The organism is Listeria floridensis FSL S10-1187, from assembly GCF_000525875.1.
GTDB classification, from domain to species: domain Bacteria; phylum Bacillota; class Bacilli; order Lactobacillales; family Listeriaceae; genus Listeria; species Listeria floridensis.
Map to the genome: position 1 here is coordinate 17,388 of NZ_AODF01000018.1, position 16,489 is coordinate 33,876.

17 protein-coding genes, 4 pseudogenes and 1 riboswitch are annotated in these 16,489 nt (G+C 42.1%); of the genes and pseudogenes, 16 read left to right on the top strand and 5 right to left on the bottom strand.

What is annotated here, in order from left to right; genetic code table 11:
- The first annotated feature begins 88 nt into the window (after positions 1–88).
- From MFLO_RS07925 to MFLO_RS07990, 14 genes and pseudogenes are all read left to right on the top strand, one after another.
- Entirely contained in the window at positions 89–1,060 is a 972-nt protein-coding gene (locus MFLO_RS07925; RefSeq protein WP_036097399.1) for an ABC transporter substrate-binding protein, read from the top strand.
- Positions 1,057–2,061 (top strand): FecCD family ABC transporter permease, encoded by a 1,005-nt coding sequence (locus tag MFLO_RS07930; RefSeq protein ID WP_036097400.1) that lies wholly within the window; start codon positions 1,057–1,059, stop codon positions 2,059–2,061. Before MFLO_RS07925 ends, MFLO_RS07930 begins: the two co-directional genes overlap by 4 nt.
- Positions 2,058–2,853, top strand: a pseudogene (locus MFLO_RS07935) (ABC transporter ATP-binding protein). Before MFLO_RS07930 ends, MFLO_RS07935 begins: the two are co-directional and overlap by 4 nt.
- 172 nt (positions 2,854–3,025) lie before the next feature.
- Positions 3,026–4,198 carry a rod shape-determining protein RodA gene (gene rodA / locus MFLO_RS07940; RefSeq protein WP_036097401.1) on the top strand — a complete coding sequence of 391 codons (1,173 nt, stop codon included), beginning with the start codon at positions 3,026–3,028 and terminating at the stop codon, positions 4,196–4,198.
- A 299-nt stretch (positions 4,199–4,497) separates the two neighbouring features.
- Positions 4,498–4,852, top strand: a pseudogene (locus MFLO_RS07945) (arsenate reductase family protein).
- A gap of 40 nt (positions 4,853–4,892) precedes the next feature.
- On the top strand, positions 4,893–5,279 hold the full coding sequence (gene gcvH / locus MFLO_RS07950) for a glycine cleavage system protein GcvH (protein ID WP_036097402.1): 387 nt from the start codon (positions 4,893–4,895) through the stop codon (positions 5,277–5,279).
- 59 nt (positions 5,280–5,338) lie between these two features.
- Complete coding sequence (locus MFLO_RS07955; protein WP_036097403.1) at positions 5,339–5,647, top strand: thioredoxin family protein; 309 nt, start codon at positions 5,339–5,341, stop codon at positions 5,645–5,647.
- A gap of 120 nt (positions 5,648–5,767) precedes the next feature.
- Positions 5,768–6,637, top strand: a complete 870-nt coding sequence (locus MFLO_RS07960; RefSeq protein WP_036097404.1) for a cation diffusion facilitator family transporter — start codon at positions 5,768–5,770, stop codon at positions 6,635–6,637.
- A gap of 100 nt (positions 6,638–6,737) precedes the next feature.
- Positions 6,738–7,430: a response regulator transcription factor gene (locus tag MFLO_RS07965; RefSeq protein WP_036097405.1), complete on the top strand. Its 693-nt coding sequence runs from the start codon at positions 6,738–6,740 to the stop codon at positions 7,428–7,430.
- Complete coding sequence (locus MFLO_RS07970; RefSeq protein ID WP_420912523.1) at positions 7,414–8,562, top strand: sensor histidine kinase; 1,149 nt, start codon at positions 7,414–7,416, stop codon at positions 8,560–8,562. Before MFLO_RS07965 ends, MFLO_RS07970 begins: the two co-directional genes overlap by 17 nt.
- A 73-nt stretch (positions 8,563–8,635) precedes the next feature.
- On the top strand, positions 8,636–8,824 hold the full coding sequence (locus MFLO_RS07975) for a hypothetical protein (protein ID WP_036097407.1): 189 nt from the start codon (positions 8,636–8,638) through the stop codon (positions 8,822–8,824).
- Positions 8,825–8,927: 103 nt separating this feature from the next.
- Positions 8,928–9,036: riboswitch (SAM riboswitch) on the top strand.
- 83 nt (positions 9,037–9,119) lie between these two features.
- Positions 9,120–10,142 (top strand): methionine ABC transporter ATP-binding protein, encoded by a 1,023-nt coding sequence (locus tag MFLO_RS07980; protein ID WP_036097408.1) that lies wholly within the window; start codon positions 9,120–9,122, stop codon positions 10,140–10,142.
- The gene (locus tag MFLO_RS07985) at positions 10,139–10,804 is read left to right on the top strand and encodes a methionine ABC transporter permease (protein WP_036097409.1); all 666 of its coding nucleotides are present in this window, start codon (positions 10,139–10,141) and stop codon (positions 10,802–10,804) included. Before MFLO_RS07980 ends, MFLO_RS07985 begins: the two co-directional genes overlap by 4 nt.
- 17 nt (positions 10,805–10,821) lie before the next feature.
- A pseudogene (locus MFLO_RS07990) lies at positions 10,822–11,655 on the top strand (MetQ/NlpA family ABC transporter substrate-binding protein).
- Positions 11,656–11,701: 46 nt separating this feature from the next.
- Here the strand turns inward: MFLO_RS07990 and MFLO_RS07995 are convergent.
- From MFLO_RS07995 to lacA, 5 genes and pseudogenes are all read right to left on the bottom strand, one after another.
- A complete protein-coding gene (locus tag MFLO_RS07995) occupies positions 11,702–12,451 on the bottom strand; it encodes a DeoR/GlpR family DNA-binding transcription regulator (protein ID WP_036097410.1) in 750 nt (249 codons plus the stop codon).
- Positions 12,452–12,537: 86 nt separating this feature from the next.
- Positions 12,538–13,512 carry a tagatose-bisphosphate aldolase gene (lacD, locus tag MFLO_RS08000; RefSeq protein ID WP_036097411.1) on the bottom strand — a complete coding sequence of 325 codons (975 nt, stop codon included), beginning with the start codon at positions 13,510–13,512 and terminating at the stop codon, positions 12,538–12,540.
- A 16-nt stretch (positions 13,513–13,528) separates the two neighbouring features.
- Positions 13,529–14,461, bottom strand: a complete 933-nt coding sequence (lacC, locus tag MFLO_RS08005) for a tagatose-6-phosphate kinase (protein WP_036097412.1) — start codon at positions 14,459–14,461, stop codon at positions 13,529–13,531.
- A gap of 12 nt (positions 14,462–14,473) precedes the next feature.
- On the bottom strand, positions 14,474–14,989 hold the full coding sequence (gene lacB / locus MFLO_RS08010; RefSeq protein ID WP_036097413.1) for a galactose-6-phosphate isomerase subunit LacB: 516 nt from the start codon (positions 14,987–14,989) through the stop codon (positions 14,474–14,476).
- Between the two features lie 20 nt (positions 14,990–15,009).
- Positions 15,010–15,440 (bottom strand): annotated as a pseudogene (gene lacA / locus MFLO_RS08015) (galactose-6-phosphate isomerase subunit LacA).
- Positions 15,441–15,648: 208 nt separating this feature from the next.
- Between lacA and MFLO_RS08020 the strand changes: the two are divergent.
- Together MFLO_RS08020 and MFLO_RS08025 are read left to right on the top strand one after the other, a co-directional pair.
- Complete coding sequence (locus MFLO_RS08020) at positions 15,649–16,131, top strand: PTS sugar transporter subunit IIA (RefSeq protein WP_036097414.1); 483 nt, start codon at positions 15,649–15,651, stop codon at positions 16,129–16,131.
- A gap of 12 nt (positions 16,132–16,143) precedes the next feature.
- The gene (locus MFLO_RS08025; RefSeq protein WP_036097415.1) at positions 16,144–16,449 is read left to right on the top strand and encodes a PTS sugar transporter subunit IIB; all 306 of its coding nucleotides are present in this window, start codon (positions 16,144–16,146) and stop codon (positions 16,447–16,449) included.
- Positions 16,450–16,489: the final 40 nt, after the last annotated feature.

The window sequence follows — 16,489 nt, forward strand, 5'->3', positions numbered from 1 at the left end:
GTAAATGAAAACAATTCTCAATGAGACTTTGAATAAATCGGAATTATTTAGTACAATAAATATAACAGAAAATCAGAGGGAGGACACTATGAAAAAGGCTTATTTCGGACTCATTTTTATTTTGATATTGCTACTTTCGGCTTGCGGAGCAAAACATGAAACGACAGCGGGGACGAAAACAAAATCGCAAGAAACAGAGCAGAAAGCAGTACTTACGATTAAAGATATGGCAGGACGCACCGTCCACTTTGATAAAAAACCAGAGCGGATTATTGCGCTCACTAATTCGGATATGAATTTGATCTATGCGCTTGGTGGAACGGTTGTCGGCAGGCAAACACAAGATGCCAGCGGAGTGAAACCTGAGGCTGCGAAAAAAGCGGCAGAAGTCGGCAACACGCATGATCTTAACTTGGAAAAAATTGCAGCGCTTGCACCGGATGTGATTATTGCAAGCTCGGAACAGAATATGAAAGATGTTCCAGCACTCGAATCGCTTGGAGCGAAAGTGGTTTTGACGGGGGCTAATTCGATTGATGAAATTAAAGCACAAACGGAAATTCTTGGAAAACTGATTGGGAAAGAAAAACAAGCTGATAAACTCAATCAGACGTTAGCAGAAAAAATGAAAGTTATTGAAAAAGAAGCGCCTGTTAATAAAGTGCGAGCTCTGCTCGTCCTCGGAGCTCCGGGCAGCAACTATGCGGCACTTCCAACCTCGCTTTCTGGAGATGTGCTCGAAAAAGCTGGCGGAATCAATGTAGCCAAAGATTTTAAAGGGGTTGAAAACTTCCCACAATATGCTGCACTCAACGTCGAGAAAATTGTTGCTGCTGATCCAGAAATAATCTTTTTGATGATTCACGGCGGTGATGAAAAAGAAACGGAAACAGCGCTTAAAACGGAAATGAAACAAAACCAAGCGTGGAGTTCAACTTCTGCGGTAAAAAATGATCATATTGTCGTACTGCCTGCTGATTTATTTGGAACAAACCCCGGCGTTCGAATTGATGAAGCGCTTGATGTGATGACAGCTAAGCTTAATCAGGTGAGAAAATGACAGGCGGGAAGGATCCGAGACAAAAACGGCGGTTTTGGTCTTTTATCATTGTCTTTATTTTACTTATTCTTGTCTTTTTCTATAGTTTAACAACCGGCTCTGTCAAGCTCAGTTATAGCGAAGTGTGGGCAAGTCTTACGCAAAATGGTAGCGCACTTTCTGATCAGCTGATCTATAATCTCAGATTACCGCGTATTTTGATTGCATTTCTGGTCGGAGCGGCTCTTGCAATTGCTGGTTGCCTACTTCAAGGCGTCATGCGTAATCCGCTTGCAGATCCTGGCGTCATTGGCGTTTCGGCAGGTGGGGGACTCGTTGCGATCATCCTGACGATTGTTTTTCCAGCACTTTCAAGTCTCGTACCGCTTGGCGCTTTTCTTGGTGCTTTTGGAACAGCGCTGTTGATCTATTTGGTGGCGTGGGACAAAGGAGTTTCGCCGCTTCGAGTGATTCTGTCGGGGGTTGCTATCAATGCCTTTATTTCTGCGATGACATCTGGTGTGATGGTGCTTTATTCCAACCGTGTTCAAAGTGTGATTTCTTGGATGACGGGGACACTTTCTGGAAAAAGCTGGTATCATCTGGAATTGATTTGGCCCTACATGCTGATCGGATTTATTTTAAGCATTTTTGCGATTCGTTCTTCCAACGTTTTGATGCTCGGTGATGATGCCGCGAAATTATTAGGTTATGCAGTCGAACGACACCGTTTTTTTATCATCATGCTCGCTGCTTTTTTAAGTGGAGTAGCCGTAAGCGTTGCGGGATTGATCGGCTTTGTCGGGCTTGTCGTACCACACATTTTCAGGTTGATTATCGGAAACGATTATCGCTACCTTTTGCCGCTTTCGGCTCTTGGCGGGGCACTACTCGTTGCGTTCGCTGATACGGCGGCACGCAGCTGGTTTGGGTCGATTGAACTTCCAGTTGGTATACTGCTTGCGATGCTCGGGGCACCGTTCTTCTTGATTCTATTGCAGCGCGGGAGGGTGACGTCATGAAAATCGAAATTCAAAACCTTTCTTTTATACGGAAAAAAGACTTTGCAATTGACGACTTGTCGCTTCAAATCGAAGCTGGCAAGATTACAACATTAATCGGCCCAAACGGTTCTGGTAAATCGACGCTACTTCGGCTGATGATGCGCTTGCTTGCTCCAAACGAAGGTACAATTTTGCTTGAAGGAACGGAACTCAGTGCGCTCAGTTCAAAAAAGCTCGCACAAGAAATGACGATGCTTTCGCAAGCGCCAGATGGTCTTTTGGATGTGGTTGTTCATGATTTAATTGCTTACGGGCGTTTACCGCATAAAGCGTGGCTCGAACGCCTTACATCAGAAGATGAAGACGTGATCGATTGGGCGCTTTCCGTATGCAATTTAAAATCGCTTGCTTATAGGCCGCTTCATACACTTTCTGGCGGAGAGCGTCAGCGGGCTTGGCTTGGGATGGCGCTTGCGCAAAAAAACCCCCGTGCTGCTTTTGGATGAACCAACGACTTATCTTGATATTTCGCATCAGCTTGAGTTGCTAGACTTGTTGAAAGATTTAAATCAGAACTATGGTTTAACGATTGTGCTCGTGTTGCATGATCTCAATCAAGCTGCGCTGTATAGTGACCGCATCATCGCTTGCGAAGCGGGACATATTGTTAAAACCGGTTCGCCGAAAGAAGTTTTGACAGAACAGTTTCTTAAAGAAATCTTTAAAATTCATGCTGCTGTGACGGACTTTGAGGGCACAGTCTCAATTCGACCGATTTCATCTGCTCGTTTTCCTGAAAAAGAAGATTAGAATTTAATGAAAAAGCTTCCTATAGCGAGTAATCTTGATTATAATGTAGAAAGATATTTTTACTTGCTGCAATCATTTATGATAAGATAGAGGATGAGTTTTTGAATTGCTGCATTTGGGAAGAGACACAAGTTTGTTAGCTTGCGACCCCAATCAGTTAGGAGCGTAAAGAATGAATCAACCAAATAAAATGGCAGGGCGGATTGACTACGGTATCGTACTCACGCTTATGCTGCTTTGTATCATCAGTTTAGTTTCCATTTACAGCGCGCAGCTGACGAATCAGCAGTACGATGCGAACTTCGTTATCAAACAAGCGGTTTGGTATGTTGTTTGTACATTTGCAATTGTCGTGATGATGCAGCTTGACTACGAACGATTAACGAAATGGGCCTATTACTTCTATGCTTTAGGTATTTTTATGTTGCTGTTTGTACTCCTCTTCGGAAAAGAAGTCAAAGGTGCAAAAAGCTGGATTATCATTCCGTTTCTTGGAAGCATCCAGCCATCTGAAATTGTAAAAGTCATCATGATTATTGTGCTGGCGAAAGTGATTATGGATCATAATAAGAAATTTAAAATGCATAGCGTTAAAAGCGATTTTTGGCTGCTTGCAAAATTTGCGCTGGTACTCGTTTTGCCGCTTGCACTTATCATGTTGCAGCCTGACCTTGGAACTGCACTAGTATTTATCGCGATTGTTTCCGGAATGATTCTTGTATCAGGAATCTCATGGAAAATCATTGTTCCGATTTACGGCTCGATCGCGGCAGTTGGAACAGCAGCTATCTGGATGGTTATCAATCATCAAAGCTGGCTGGTTGCACTTGGCTTTAAGCCGTATCAATTTGAGCGGATTACAACGTGGATCAATCCCGAAACCGACCCGCAAGGCGGCGGCTATCAAGTTCTTCGAGCCATGACTGCCATTGGTTCCGGTCAAATTTCAGGAAACGGAGCCGGCTACAATGCAATTTCGATTCCAGAAAACCACAATGACTTTATTTTCACAGTTATCGGCGGCGATTACGGGTTCATTGGTGCGAGCATTCTTCTGGCGCTGTACTTCCTGTTAATCTACCAAATCATCCGCGTAGCACTTGATATCAATGTTCCGTTCTACTCGTACATTTGTACGGGAGTTGTCATGATGATCATGTTCCACGTGCTTGAAAATGTCGGGATGAACATTGGGCTGTTACCGATTACGGGGATTCCACTTCCATTTGTGAGTTACGGCGGCAGTGCCTTGCTTGGAAATATGATGGCCATTGGCTTGATACTTTCGATTCGGTTTAATTATCAGAAATCCATGTTCACGAATCGCGAACAAAAAACGGCTTAAAATAAGATGAAAGCCAAGCCTTTTCGTTAAAGGCTTGGCTTTTTTTGTGAAAATTTCGCAGCATCACGGATATGAAAAAATTGCGATAGGTAGATGAAGAGACATCAGATGAGCATCCTTCAGCCGAATTACAGCTTGACGAAATTTGTTTGTATGCGCTTTCTACGTTGGTATTGCTTTCGTGAAAGAGTCGTGATAAGATAAATTTAAGGGTGATTCAGTTGCCGCTTTTTTATTTGTACTTTTACTAAAAGTATTCTATGATAGAGTTAGATTTGAGTATGAAGGGAGCAACTGATGTGATTGATTTTTATTGGTATCCAAAATGTTCAACGTGTCGGAAAGCAAAAGCTTGGCTTGAAGAAAATGACGTGAAGGTCAACCAAATTGACTTAATTGAAACACCGCCTACGGCTGAAGAGTTAAAAGCATTTTGGAAAAAAAAGCGGTCTTCCGCTACGACGTTTCTTTAATACAAGCGGAATTAAATATCGCGAGCTTGGACTGAAAGACAAACTTGACGATATGACAGAAGACGAAGCATTTAAGCTGCTTGCTTCTGACGGGAAGCTTATTAAACGCCCGCTTACAACGGACGGAAAACAGGTAACACTCGGCTTTAAAGAGCAAGATTTTGAAGCTGCTTGGAAATAAAAATTGCGTAAACAAGAAGAAACAAAAGGAGGAATTTTAAATGGTAAGCATTCCAGAAACACTTAAGTATTCAAGCGATGATGAATGGGTAAAAAAGGACGGAGATACATATCTGATCGGGATTACGGATTTTGCACAAGATCAATTAGGGGATATTGTCTTTGTTGAAGTTCCAGAAGTAGGAGATAAAATCGACAAAGATGAATCATACGGCAGTGTAGAATCTGTTAAAACAGTTTCGGACTTGCTTGCTCCGATCAGTTTTGAAGTGGTTGCAGTCAATGAAGCACTTGATGATGCTCCGGAAACGATCAATAGTGATCCTTATGAAGCTGGCTGGATTTTGAAAGTAAAAGCTGTCGAAGAATCAGAAGTAGAGGATCTTTTAACACACGAAGACTATCAAAAACGTGTAGACGAAGCTTAAACCGTATAATTTGAAGTCGGTTCCCATTGGAGCCGGCTTTTTTAGGAGGAAAGACGAAGATGCTTACATTTCAAAAGGATGATCTCGATGCACTGCTCGAACAAAAAGGCGATCAGCTGCTCTTTTTTTATACGCCAATGTGTGGCGGCTGTGCGAAAGCTCGAGAAATGATAGAACTCGTGCTAGATGCTCATCCGAAAGTTTCGATTGCAGAAATGGATTTAAACTACATTCCAGAATATGCCCGTATATTTGAAATTGAATCTGTGCCAGCACTCGCTGCTGTTAAAGACGGCGAAATAGTAGCGAAGGAGTACGAAATTAATAATGTGATTGATGCGCTCGAGTTTATTACTAAATTTGCCTAAAGGAAACTCTTTTTCCTTTCCGATATAGAACTGCCTTTTACTAAAAAGATTGCTGTAGACCCACTGTATGAGTATATGTTAAGATAATTGAGGCAAAAAATAAGTGGGGGAAATAGAAAGATGAATCATAGTAATTTAACAATTTTATCGGTGATCAGTAACTTCGTTATCGTAGTTTTGAAACTGATCGTCGGTTTTTTGACGGGTTCTGTTGCAGTTATTTCGGAAGCTGTGCATTCCTCGATGGATTTGTTCGCTTCAATCATCACGTTTTTTTCGCTACGAATTTCGGGGCGTCCAGCTGATGAGGATCATCCTTATGGTCACGGTAAGGCGGAAAATATTGCAGGGACAATTGAAACGCTGTTGATTTTTGTGGCGGGGATTTGGATCATTTTTGAATCGGTCGACAAGTTCTTTAATCCACATGAAATTAAGCTACCAATGCTTGGAATTGGTGTGATGGTGTTTGGAGCACTCGTTAACATCATTATTTCGCGTGTAATTAAGCGGGCTGCTGAGAAAGCGAATTCGGTTGCGATGAAGTCGAATGCGCTACACCTTTATACAGATGTATTTACTTCGCTCGGGATTGCATTCAGCTTGCTGCTCGTACATTTAACCGGTTGGCAGTTCCTCGATCCAATTATTGCAATTTTGACGGCTATTTATATTATGTTTGAAGCATATAAACTATTGAAAGAGTCATTTCCACCGCTTATGGATCGTCGACTTTCTTGGAAAGAAGAAGAAGAAATCAAGCGGATTATTACAGCGCATAGTCAGGAATTTATTGAGTTTCATGATTTTCGTTCACGCCGCGCGGGGGCCGAAGAATACATTGATTTCCATCTTGTTGTACCATCTGATATGACGATTGAAACCGCCCACTCGCTGTGTGATAAAATTGAAGCGGAAATTTGCGGGTTTTATTCGCGCGCACAAGTGTTGATTCATTTGGAGCCGGAAGAAGAGCGAATCTATACATAAATAGAAGTTTAAACTTTTCTAAAGAAATCTTAATCGGATTTCTTTTTTTTTGCCCGTCGGTGGTACAATGAGACTAATAAATTAGAGGAGAGATCTTGAAATGACAGCCATATTAATCGCTGATGATGATAAAGAAATTGTCGATTTAGTAAAACTCTATCTTCAAAACGAAGGCTACGACATCTATCAAGCTTATGATGGAGCTGCCGTTTGGGAACTGGTGAATCAAAAGGAATTTTCACTTGTGATTTTAGATATTATGATGCCGAAAATGGACGGGCTTGAAGTCTGCCGAATGATGCGAAGTGAAGGAATCTTAACGCCGATTTTGATGCTCTCTGCGAAGGCTGAGGATAATGACAAAATCATGGGACTTCTAACGGGAGCAGATGATTATATGATTAAGCCATTTAATCCGCTTGAGCTTTCCGTGCGTGTCAAAGCCATTTTGCGGCGGATTAAGCAAATGCAACAAGTAGTAAAACCGGAGAATGATAACTTGGTGATCGGACCGATCGAGATTAATCGCGACCAGCATATTGTCACGGTTGGAGGAAAGGAACTTCACCTTACCACTTCTGAATTCGATATTTTGTATTTGCTTGCGAGCGAGCCTGGACGAGTTTTTAGTTCGGAATATATATTTGAAAAGATTTGGCAGGAGCAGGCTTTTGGGGCAAGTAAGACGGTGATGGTGCATATCAGCAACTTGCGCGACAAACTTCGTGAAGCGCTTGGCGGCGAAAATGTGATTAAAACCATTTGGGGAGTAGGATATAAAATTGAAATTTAAACGCTGGACTCAAAATGTGACACATGTGATGCGACCGTGGCAAATTGGTTTTTTTGTCGTGCTATCTTGGTTTCTTGCTACGATTGTCCTTCAGACGATTTATCTCTGGCTGCTGTTTATTCGTGATGACTCTGTTGTACTGCGCGGTTTAAGCGATTCATTTATTGATTTGTTTGGACGCGGGAAATATAACAGTGTTGTAGAATCACCTGTAATGCTCTTCATTAAATATGTGCTAATCTTGCTGATTACTTGGCTCGTTTTTTACTGTTTCTACCGCTATATGAGAGGACGTACATTAAAAAAACAGTTACGAACGATCAACTATGCGCTTGGAACTGACCGGGCAGTGGATACCGCAAGCCTTGTTCCAGAAATTCGCGAACTTGAAACAAATATTGAAAAAATGCGGACACGTCAAAAGAATTTGATGGAACAGGAGCAGGAAGCACAGCAAGCAAAAAATGATTTGATCACAAACGTGTCACATGACTTGCGTACTCCGCTCACATCCATACTCGGTTATTTAAGTTATATTCATGATGACCGTTACCGCGATGAAGTGGAACTGAAATATTATACAGAACTGGTTTATGAGAAAGCGAAACATCTGCATAAACTGATCGATGATTTATTTTCTTATACGCGGCTTGAAAGCCCTGATTATTTGCTTGCACAAGACCGACTTGACATGATAGAGCTACTGAGACAGCTGGTTGCCGAGTTCGATGGGCTGGCACGCGAAAAAGGAATTGAAATTGTGGAAGCTTACAAAGCGGACAATCTGCTTGTAAGCGGAGACGGCAATCAAATTATGCGTCTTTTTGAGAATTTATTTTCGAACGCACTACGTTACGGAGAAGGAGAAAAGAGTATCGAGCTTTCTGCTCGAAAAGAAGAGGACTGGGCGGTTATTGATGTAACCAACTATGGAAAAGAAATCTCAGCACTTGATCTACCTCATTTGTTTGAGCGTTTTTATAAGGTGGATAAAAACCGGACAACAACGGGAACCGGACTTGGGCTTGCGATTGCAAAATCGATTGTGGAACGGCATGGCGGTCTTGTAATGGCTTCAAGCAAAAATCACCGAACTACTTTTACGGTCAAGCTACCGCTTATAAATCTTTAACATATCTTTCTTTTTTCTTTCCGCGTCATTTAGTTTAAAAAGGTAAACTAAAGAATGTTGAGGGGGAGAAGAAATGACGAAAAAAAGCTTATTAATTCTTGTAGTTGCCATTCTAACGGTTGTAGCTGTCTTTTATTTTATCCAAACAAAAGATAGCGCAATTGAAAATGAAAAAGTCATCAGAAATGCAGAAAATGCCGCAGTTTTAGTAGCTGTTCGTGCTGAAAAACCTTCTAGTCTTGAGCTTGTGAGCCACAAATAAACGCCTCGGCGAATAATTTTTTTGTTGACAAATTGAAGTTCTAACTGTAAGATGAAAAAACAGAGTACAAGCGTTTTAACAAAGTGCTTCTAAAACTGAATAATTCTTATCCAGAGCGGTGGAGGGAAATGCCCTATGAAACCCGGCAACCTAAGTTATCGATACTTAAGGTGCTAAATCATGCAGAACATATAAGTTCTGAAAGATGAGAAGAAAGCTGAAGAATGAACAATTCGTGCCTTTCTGCTCATGCAGAAAGGCTTTTTTAATTTTTTTAGGAAAAGGTGAGGCGAAGATGATAACGCTCGAAAGTGTGGTAAAAGATTACACCGCGCGCAAAACAAAGGTGCGGGCAGTAGACGATGTGAGTCTCGAAATCGCAGATGGTGAAATATTCGGTGTCGTGGGCTACTCCGGCGCTGGGAAAAGCAGTTTAATTCGATTGTTCAACGGACTGGAGCTACCGACATCAGGAAAAGTAACCGTCGACAATCAAGCGATCAGCGAGATTAGAGGACGCGAGTTACGTAAAGCGAGACAAAAAATCGGCATGATTTTCCAGCATTTCAACTTGCTGTGGTCGAGAACGGTTTACGATAACATTGCTTTTCCACTGGAAATTGCAGGAGTGAAGCGAGCGGAGCGCAAAAAAAGAGTACTTGAGCTGATAAATTTGGTCGGCTTGAGCGGAAAAGAAAACGCATATCCATCTGAGCTTAGCGGCGGACAAAAACAACGTGTTGGCATTGCGAGGGCGCTTGCTAATGATCCAGATGTGCTGCTTTGCGATGAAGCAACAAGCGCGCTTGATCCACAAACAACCGACGAAGTACTTGAACTGCTGCTTGATATCAATCAGCGTCTCAATTTGACCATCATCGTCATCACCCATGAAATGCACGTCATTCGCAAAATTTGCAATCGTGTAGCAGTAATGGAAGCGGGGAAAGTTGTAGAACTTGGCGACGTACTCGAAGTGTTCCAGCATCCAAAACAAGCTGTAACCAAACGATTCATCGAACAAGTTACAGAATCCGATGAAACAGAAGAATTAATTCGGCTCTTGCTTGAAAACTATTCTGATGGAAAGCTCGTTAAACTACTGTTTGTAAGCGGCAATGCGACACAGCCTGTCATTTCTCAAGTAGCAAAAGAGCATGATGTCTTGCTGAATGTCCTACATGGTAGTTTGACGCAAACACAAAACGGAGCTTACGGAACGCTTTACGTACAAATCCAAGGCGAAGATGTTGAAATTGAGAAAACGATTGAATCACTTCGTAAAACTGATGTAGAAGTAGAGGTGATCGAAGGATGAGTGAGTTTTTCAGCAGTATCGACTGGACGGCGATGTGGGGCTATACAAAAGATACCCTGTATATGACACTCGTTTCGCTAGTAGCCGTGTTCATTCTCGGCACCCTGCTCGGGCTCTTGCTATTTCTTACCAACAAGAAAACGGGCATTTTTACAAAACTACTATATTGGATAACAGCAGTCCTTGTGAACGTTTTTCGCTCGATTCCGTTTATCATTTTGATCGTCCTACTGCTTCCAATGACAAGCGCAATCGTTGGAACAATTATCGGGCCAAAAGCCGCACTGCCAGCATTGATTATTTCAGCCGCTCCGTTTTATGCGCGTATGGTTGAAATTGCATTCCGCGAAGTGGATAAAGGAGTGCTTGAAGCGGCCAAAGCAATGGGAGCGAACATTTACACTGTGATTTTCAAAGTGTTAATCCCAGAAGCGCTTCCGGCGCTGATTTCAGGCATTACCGTAACTGCGATTTCGCTCGTCGGGTTTACCGCTATGGCGGGGATTATCGGAGCTGGCGGACTTGGGAATGCCGCCTATCTTGAAGGCTTCCAGCGTAACCAGCCGGAAGTGACTATCGCAGCTACCATTATCATCTTAGTGATTGTGTTTATATTCCAATTTATCGGCGATATACTTACCAAAATCGTCGACAAACGATAAAAAAGGAGAGTGTTTTGATGAAAAAGATTATTAGTGCAGTATTTGTATTCAGTTTGGTGTTAGTGCTTGCAGCGTGCGGAGGAAGCGGTTCAGACAAGAAAAGTTCAGAAGATAAGAATCAATTAGTTGTAGGAGCTTCCAATACACCACATGCCGAGATCTTGGAAAAAGCAAAACCCATTCTTAAAAAAGAAGGCATTGATTTAAAAATCGTCACGTATCAAGATTACGTTTTGCCAAATAAAGCGCTTGATGAAGGCGAACTTGATGCCAACTACTTCCAGCATAAACCATACTTAGAACTTGAAGAAAAAAGAAAAAAGGCTATAAATTTGCAGATGTCGGCGCGATTCACATTGAACCAATGGGGATTTACTCGAAGAAAGTCAAAAACTTAAAAGACTTGAAAGACGGCGCACAAATTTTACTATCGAACAGTAAATCTGACTGGCCGCGTGTTATCGGCATTTTCGTTGATCAAGGACTGCTTACATTAAAAGATGGTGTAAAAGCAGAAGATGCCACATTCGATGACATTAAAGACAATCCGAAAAAAACTAAAATTCAAATATGATTTAGATCCCGCTTACTTAATGACTGCTTATAATCATGAAGAAGGCGATGCAGTAGCAATCAATTCTAACTTCGTAGTAGATCAAGGACTTAATCCAACAAAAGATGCAATTGCGATTGAAAGTCAAGATTCGCCATATGCGAACATTGTGGTTACCAAAGACTCGAATAAAAACAATAAAAATGTGAAGAAACTAGTCGAAGTACTTCACTCGAAAGAAATTCAAGATTGGATTATTGATAAATGGAAAGGCGCAGTAATCCCTGTCAATAAATAAAGCAAAAACCCTTGCCGGGTCAACCCGACAAGGGTTTTTTGCGCGTTCATTTAATAATCCGAACCAAATCTTCAAAAGCATTCAGCTCGCCATTTTCAGCTGTATTTGTAATGAGTGCCGTTAAGTCTGAAACATGATAGAAAGAGTAGAAATCTTCCTTGCCGATTTTAGAACCATCGAGCAGCAAATATTTCTCAAACGAATTGTTTAACGCAATTTCTTGCGTGCGACCTTCTTCAATCGTTGCGGTCATAACTCGGTTTTCCGACAGCGCATTCGCTCCGATAAAAGCTTTTCCAAAGCGAATATCCTGTAAAACAGTGTTCGCCATTTCACCATAAAAGGCTCCTGTTTTACGTCGTAATTCACCGCCGATCAAATACAGCATAATATTTTCACGCGGTTCAAGAATCGAAAAAACAGGAAGGCTGTTCGTTACGACACGCAAAGGAAAGTCGGGTAAAGAAGCCGCCAGAAGTTCAATCGTCGTACCAGGACCTAGAAAAATCGTATCATCTTGTTCGATTAAAGGTAAAGTCAGTTCAGCTAATTGCTTTTTTTCATCCTGATGAATAATTTTTTTCTGTTCGTGCGAAAGTTCCTCGTGCCGGTAAATATTAATGCTTTGCGCGCCGCCGTGAACACGTTTCAACTTTCCTTGCTTTTCGAGCTCCGTCAAATCGCGACGAACCGTCATATCCGAGACCTGAAGCCGGTCCATAATCTCTTGAACCTTAACCGTACCGCTTTTGTCGACTAGTGAAACAATCGTATTCAGTCTTTCCTCTTTTAACATGCCATTCATCCTTTAATTTTGATTTCATTCTCTATACTACCAAAAAACCCCTCGTTACACTAGCCCGAACACAATACGCCGACCGCTTAATGGATGAATTCAAGTTCAAGCGGAGTGGCTGTTTCGTTTAAAACCTCGTTCAATTCTTTAATCTTTGCCGTCCCAGTTTCCCTTAGCCAAACTCGTGCCGCTTCCTCCCCGTCACGTACAAAAGGAGCAACACCGTCTGCCCAAGTTGCTCTACCACAAAGTACGCCATTAAAAGTAGAGCCCGAATCCTTGGCAAACTTGAGCGTTTCAAGGAACAATTCAGCACTGACACCAGCACTTAAAAAGACAAACGGAAGGGACGTTGCTTCTGCCTGCTCCTTAAAGAAAAGAGCCGCTTCTTCCTTCGTATAAACCGCTTCCTCATTCGAAAAACCAACCACGCGTTTCATGTTCACCGGAACTTCCACTTTCAGCACATCGACATTATAGCGCGACTCCGAAAACTCCTTCATCATTTCAATCACCTTATGCGGCTTTACTTTGGCATATTCGCTCGAATTCGTATCAAGACCCGCTGCATCATAAGAAACTAGCTCAAGGAAAAACGGCAGATCCTCAGCCAGACATTCCGAACCGACACGTTCCATGAAAATCCGTTTTTGCTCATTTATAGCATCAGCTTCATCTACATCATAATAAAGTAAAAACTTACATGCTTCGGCTCCAGCTTCCTTCAAGCGCTTCACCGACCAGTCGTCCAAAATATCTGGTAGTCTGCCTGGAACCGTAGCATCATAGCCCGTTTTTTCATAAGCGAGCAAAAGCCCGGCCGTTTCGTCACGTTTTTGAGCTGCCGGAATACCGTATTCCGGGTCGAGCAGAATGGCCGAAGCATGTGGCGTAAGTTCCTCAGAAACCAGCTCCTTAAAGCGAATAATCTCTTGATCCGTTGCCGCTTCGCCTTTAGCAGCAGCAATCATTTTTTTAAGAGCACCACGTTGGTCAATCGCAAGCGCTCCGATACACCCTTTAGAATTTGTTAGTGTACGCATATAATCCAGTTTCGTCATTTTCGTTGTTCCTCCTTTAATTTTGAATAACCGTGACTTGTTCAAACAGTTCCTGATAACGATTCAAATCAACTGATCCCGTTTCCGGCTCGCAGGCATTTAGCATCCCAAGCGTCATTGCTTTTTTCAGCACGTCTTCAGGTGAATCCTTATGATAAAGACCACTTAAAAGTCCAGCAACCGTCGCATCTCCTGACCCGACCGGATTAACAGCAGTAATCTGTGGAATCCTAACCTGATGAAAATCTGATCCAATTTTGGCAAAAGCCCCATCTTTTCCTAGCGAAATAACAATCCAAGGAATCCCCTCGAAAAGCCCATCCGAAAGAACCTCTTTCAATTCATCCGTGTCAGCCGAAACCGATCGGCCGATCAGTTCCCCGAGCTCCGCTAAATTTGGCTTGATCAAAAACGGCTTAGCAGGTGACCAAAGTACAGCTTCAAGCGGCTTCCCCGAAACATCCAGCATAACCTTGACACCCTTTTCTTGCGCACACTTGACCATTTCCGCATAGAACCCAGCCGGCAACCCGTCCGCAAGACTCCCTGAAATTCCGACTAGTCCTGCTTGTCCGAGCAGCAGCTCGAAATGCGCCAAAAATAGTTCCGCCTCGCGTTCAGCAACGATCGGCCCGCTTTCAAGAATCTCCGTCTGCATGCCGCCATGCAAAATTGCGATACAATTCCTCGTTTCACCGCTGATTGGGAAAAAATCATAGCCGATACCTGCTTGCGTAAGTGAAGCCTTTATTTCTTCACCGAGAAACCCTCCAAGAAGCCCGCTTGCAAACACATCCTCATCCAATTGCTTCAAGACCCGCGTCACATTAAGCCCCTTACCGCCGGCTGTTTTTTTCACTTGGCGGACGCGGTTTGGCGCATCCAGATGGAAATCTTCAAGCGAATAAGCAATATCGATCGAAGGATTCATCGTTATCGTTAAAATCATCTTTTTTGCCTCCTAGTCGTGATACTCGCCGCGATCCCATTTGGCTAAAATCTCATCAAAAAACCCGGGTTCAGCTTGATTGGTACTTGCTTTTTCAATGTGATCCAGCTTTTTAATCCAACCTTTATTTTCTTCGCTTTCTTGATACTCCGCTTTCAAAAAAGCATCGATGATATCGCAGATCAAGAATTCTCCGGTAATTCGGCCGCCAAAACCGATTACATTGGCATTTAATTGTTCCTTTGAATAAATCGCCGAAGTCATATCGCGAACAAGTGCCGCTCGTATTCCCGGTACTTTATTGACCGAATTTGTTATGCCGACTCCCGTCCCGCAAATGACAACACCCTGGTCAGCTTTTCCACTAGCAACCAGCTCGCCTACTTTTTTTCCGAAAATTGGGTAATGCGTCCTTGTAAAATCATACGTTCCAACATCAATTACTTCATATCCCTGTTCCTTCAAAAATTTTGAAACCGCCATTTTCGTATCCGTCACAATATGGTCTGAACCTAACGCAATTTTCATGTTTTCTCTTCCTTTCTGAATTAAGCCATTTTATTAAGCATATCGACCCGGACTTGGTGTCTGCCCCCGTCGTAATGCGCTGCAAGAAATTCGTGTACAATATTTTTCGCGAGTTCCTTGCCGACGATCAAGCTGCCAAGTGTGATCATCTTTGAATTATTATGTTCGCGCGTCATATAAGCGGAACGTTCATCGGAAACCTCAGCCGCAATCATACCTTTTACTTTCGTTGCGGCGATAAAACTTCCAGCCCCGTACCCGTCGATCGCGATGCCAAGACTACCATCCTCATTTAATACTTCATTCGCTACCGCTAAACTGGAGCTGATGAAATCCGCCGCACCATCTGGTGTTTGATCCACGACATCATAGCCGCTCGCGATTAAGTATTTTTTTCAAAAAACTCCTTAAGCTCCATTCCATCTCTATCCGACCCGATAATTACACGCATCTTTATTTCCTCCTTTTATAAATCTAGTTAATATCAGCCCAAAATGCTGAATCTGTTTGATTACAACTTTAATATAAAACAAAAACAAACTAAAATCAACAGTAAATGTTTATATTTTTTTGTTTTAGGGTTGAAATTATAAAAAAATGGTTTATAATAAAACATGTAAACAAAAAACAAACTATTTCAAACGAAAGAGGGTGGCAAATTGAACTCAACAGAAAACCGCTTTGAAAAAGATACAGTGTACGTGTCAAAGAAGCATACACAAGCCGAAGTATTTGAAGAAGTTTACTTGGATTTGCTTGCGAAGGAACTTGTTACAGAAGATTTTTTAGTCCATTTATTGGAGCGGGAACAACAGTATCCAACAGGGATTGATCTAGCCGTTGTTAATCCAAACTTTCCAAATATTGCGATTCCACATACCGAAAGTGAGTTTGTAAAAACAACACGGATTATCCCGATTAAACTTGAAACAGAAATCGAATTTAAAAATATGATTTTTCCAGATGAAACCTTATCCGTTCATTTTCTATTCATGATTTTAAATGGAAACGGAATGGAGCAGACGGGGCTTCTTGCTGACATTATGGATTTCATTAATTCAACAGCTGAACAAGATCTGCTCGCGTTTTTTAACATGGAAAATACAGCCGAAATTTATCAGTTTTTAGAAAAACATTTTTAGGAGGAAAAGAAAATGATTAAAATTTTAGCAGCTTGCGGAGCAGGCGTTAACTCAAGTCACCAAATTAAAAGTGCACTCGAAGAAGAACTTGCAAAACGCGGGTATCAAATTCAATGTGATGCGGTGATGATTAAGGATATTAATGAAGACATGTTGTCGCATTATGACATCTTTGCTCAAATTGCCAATACTGATCTTGGTTTCGAAATCCATATTCCAGTTGTCGACGCAGGCGCAATTCTATACCGTATCCCAGCAATGGCTGAACCTGTTTACGAACAAATAGAAAGCGCTATCAAAACATTAGCTAAATCATAACAACGACATAGAAAATCTAAAAAGGGAGTGGAAGTGAACA

Excerpts from the sequence above, each read along its gene's own strand:
- MFLO_RS07925 (WP_036097399.1), top strand. The coding sequence starts at position 89 with ATGAAAAAGGCTTATTTCGGACTCATTTTTATTTTGATATTGCTACTT.
- MFLO_RS07930 (WP_036097400.1), top strand. The coding sequence starts at position 1,057 with ATGACAGGCGGGAAGGATCCGAGACAAAAACGGCGGTTTTGGTCTTTT.
- rodA (WP_036097401.1), top strand. The coding sequence starts at position 3,026 with ATGAATCAACCAAATAAAATGGCAGGGCGGATTGACTACGGTATCGTA.
- gcvH (WP_036097402.1), top strand. The coding sequence starts at position 4,893 with ATGGTAAGCATTCCAGAAACACTTAAGTATTCAAGCGATGATGAATGG.
- MFLO_RS07955 (WP_036097403.1), top strand. The coding sequence starts at position 5,339 with ATGCTTACATTTCAAAAGGATGATCTCGATGCACTGCTCGAACAAAAA.
- MFLO_RS07960 (WP_036097404.1), top strand. The coding sequence starts at position 5,768 with ATGAATCATAGTAATTTAACAATTTTATCGGTGATCAGTAACTTCGTT.
- MFLO_RS07965 (WP_036097405.1), top strand. The coding sequence starts at position 6,738 with ATGACAGCCATATTAATCGCTGATGATGATAAAGAAATTGTCGATTTA.
- MFLO_RS07975 (WP_036097407.1), top strand. The coding sequence starts at position 8,636 with ATGACGAAAAAAAGCTTATTAATTCTTGTAGTTGCCATTCTAACGGTT.
- MFLO_RS07980 (WP_036097408.1), top strand. The coding sequence starts at position 9,120 with ATGATAACGCTCGAAAGTGTGGTAAAAGATTACACCGCGCGCAAAACA.
- MFLO_RS07985 (WP_036097409.1), top strand. The coding sequence starts at position 10,139 with ATGAGTGAGTTTTTCAGCAGTATCGACTGGACGGCGATGTGGGGCTAT.
- MFLO_RS07995 (WP_036097410.1), bottom strand. The coding sequence starts at position 12,451 with ATGTTAAAAGAGGAAAGACTGAATACGATTGTTTCACTAGTCGACAAA.
- lacD (WP_036097411.1), bottom strand. The coding sequence starts at position 13,512 with ATGACGAAACTGGATTATATGCGTACACTAACAAATTCTAAAGGGTGT.
- lacC (WP_036097412.1), bottom strand. The coding sequence starts at position 14,461 with ATGATTTTAACGATAACGATGAATCCTTCGATCGATATTGCTTATTCG.
- lacB (WP_036097413.1), bottom strand. The coding sequence starts at position 14,989 with ATGAAAATTGCGTTAGGTTCAGACCATATTGTGACGGATACGAAAATG.
- MFLO_RS08025 (WP_036097415.1), top strand. The coding sequence starts at position 16,144 with ATGATTAAAATTTTAGCAGCTTGCGGAGCAGGCGTTAACTCAAGTCAC.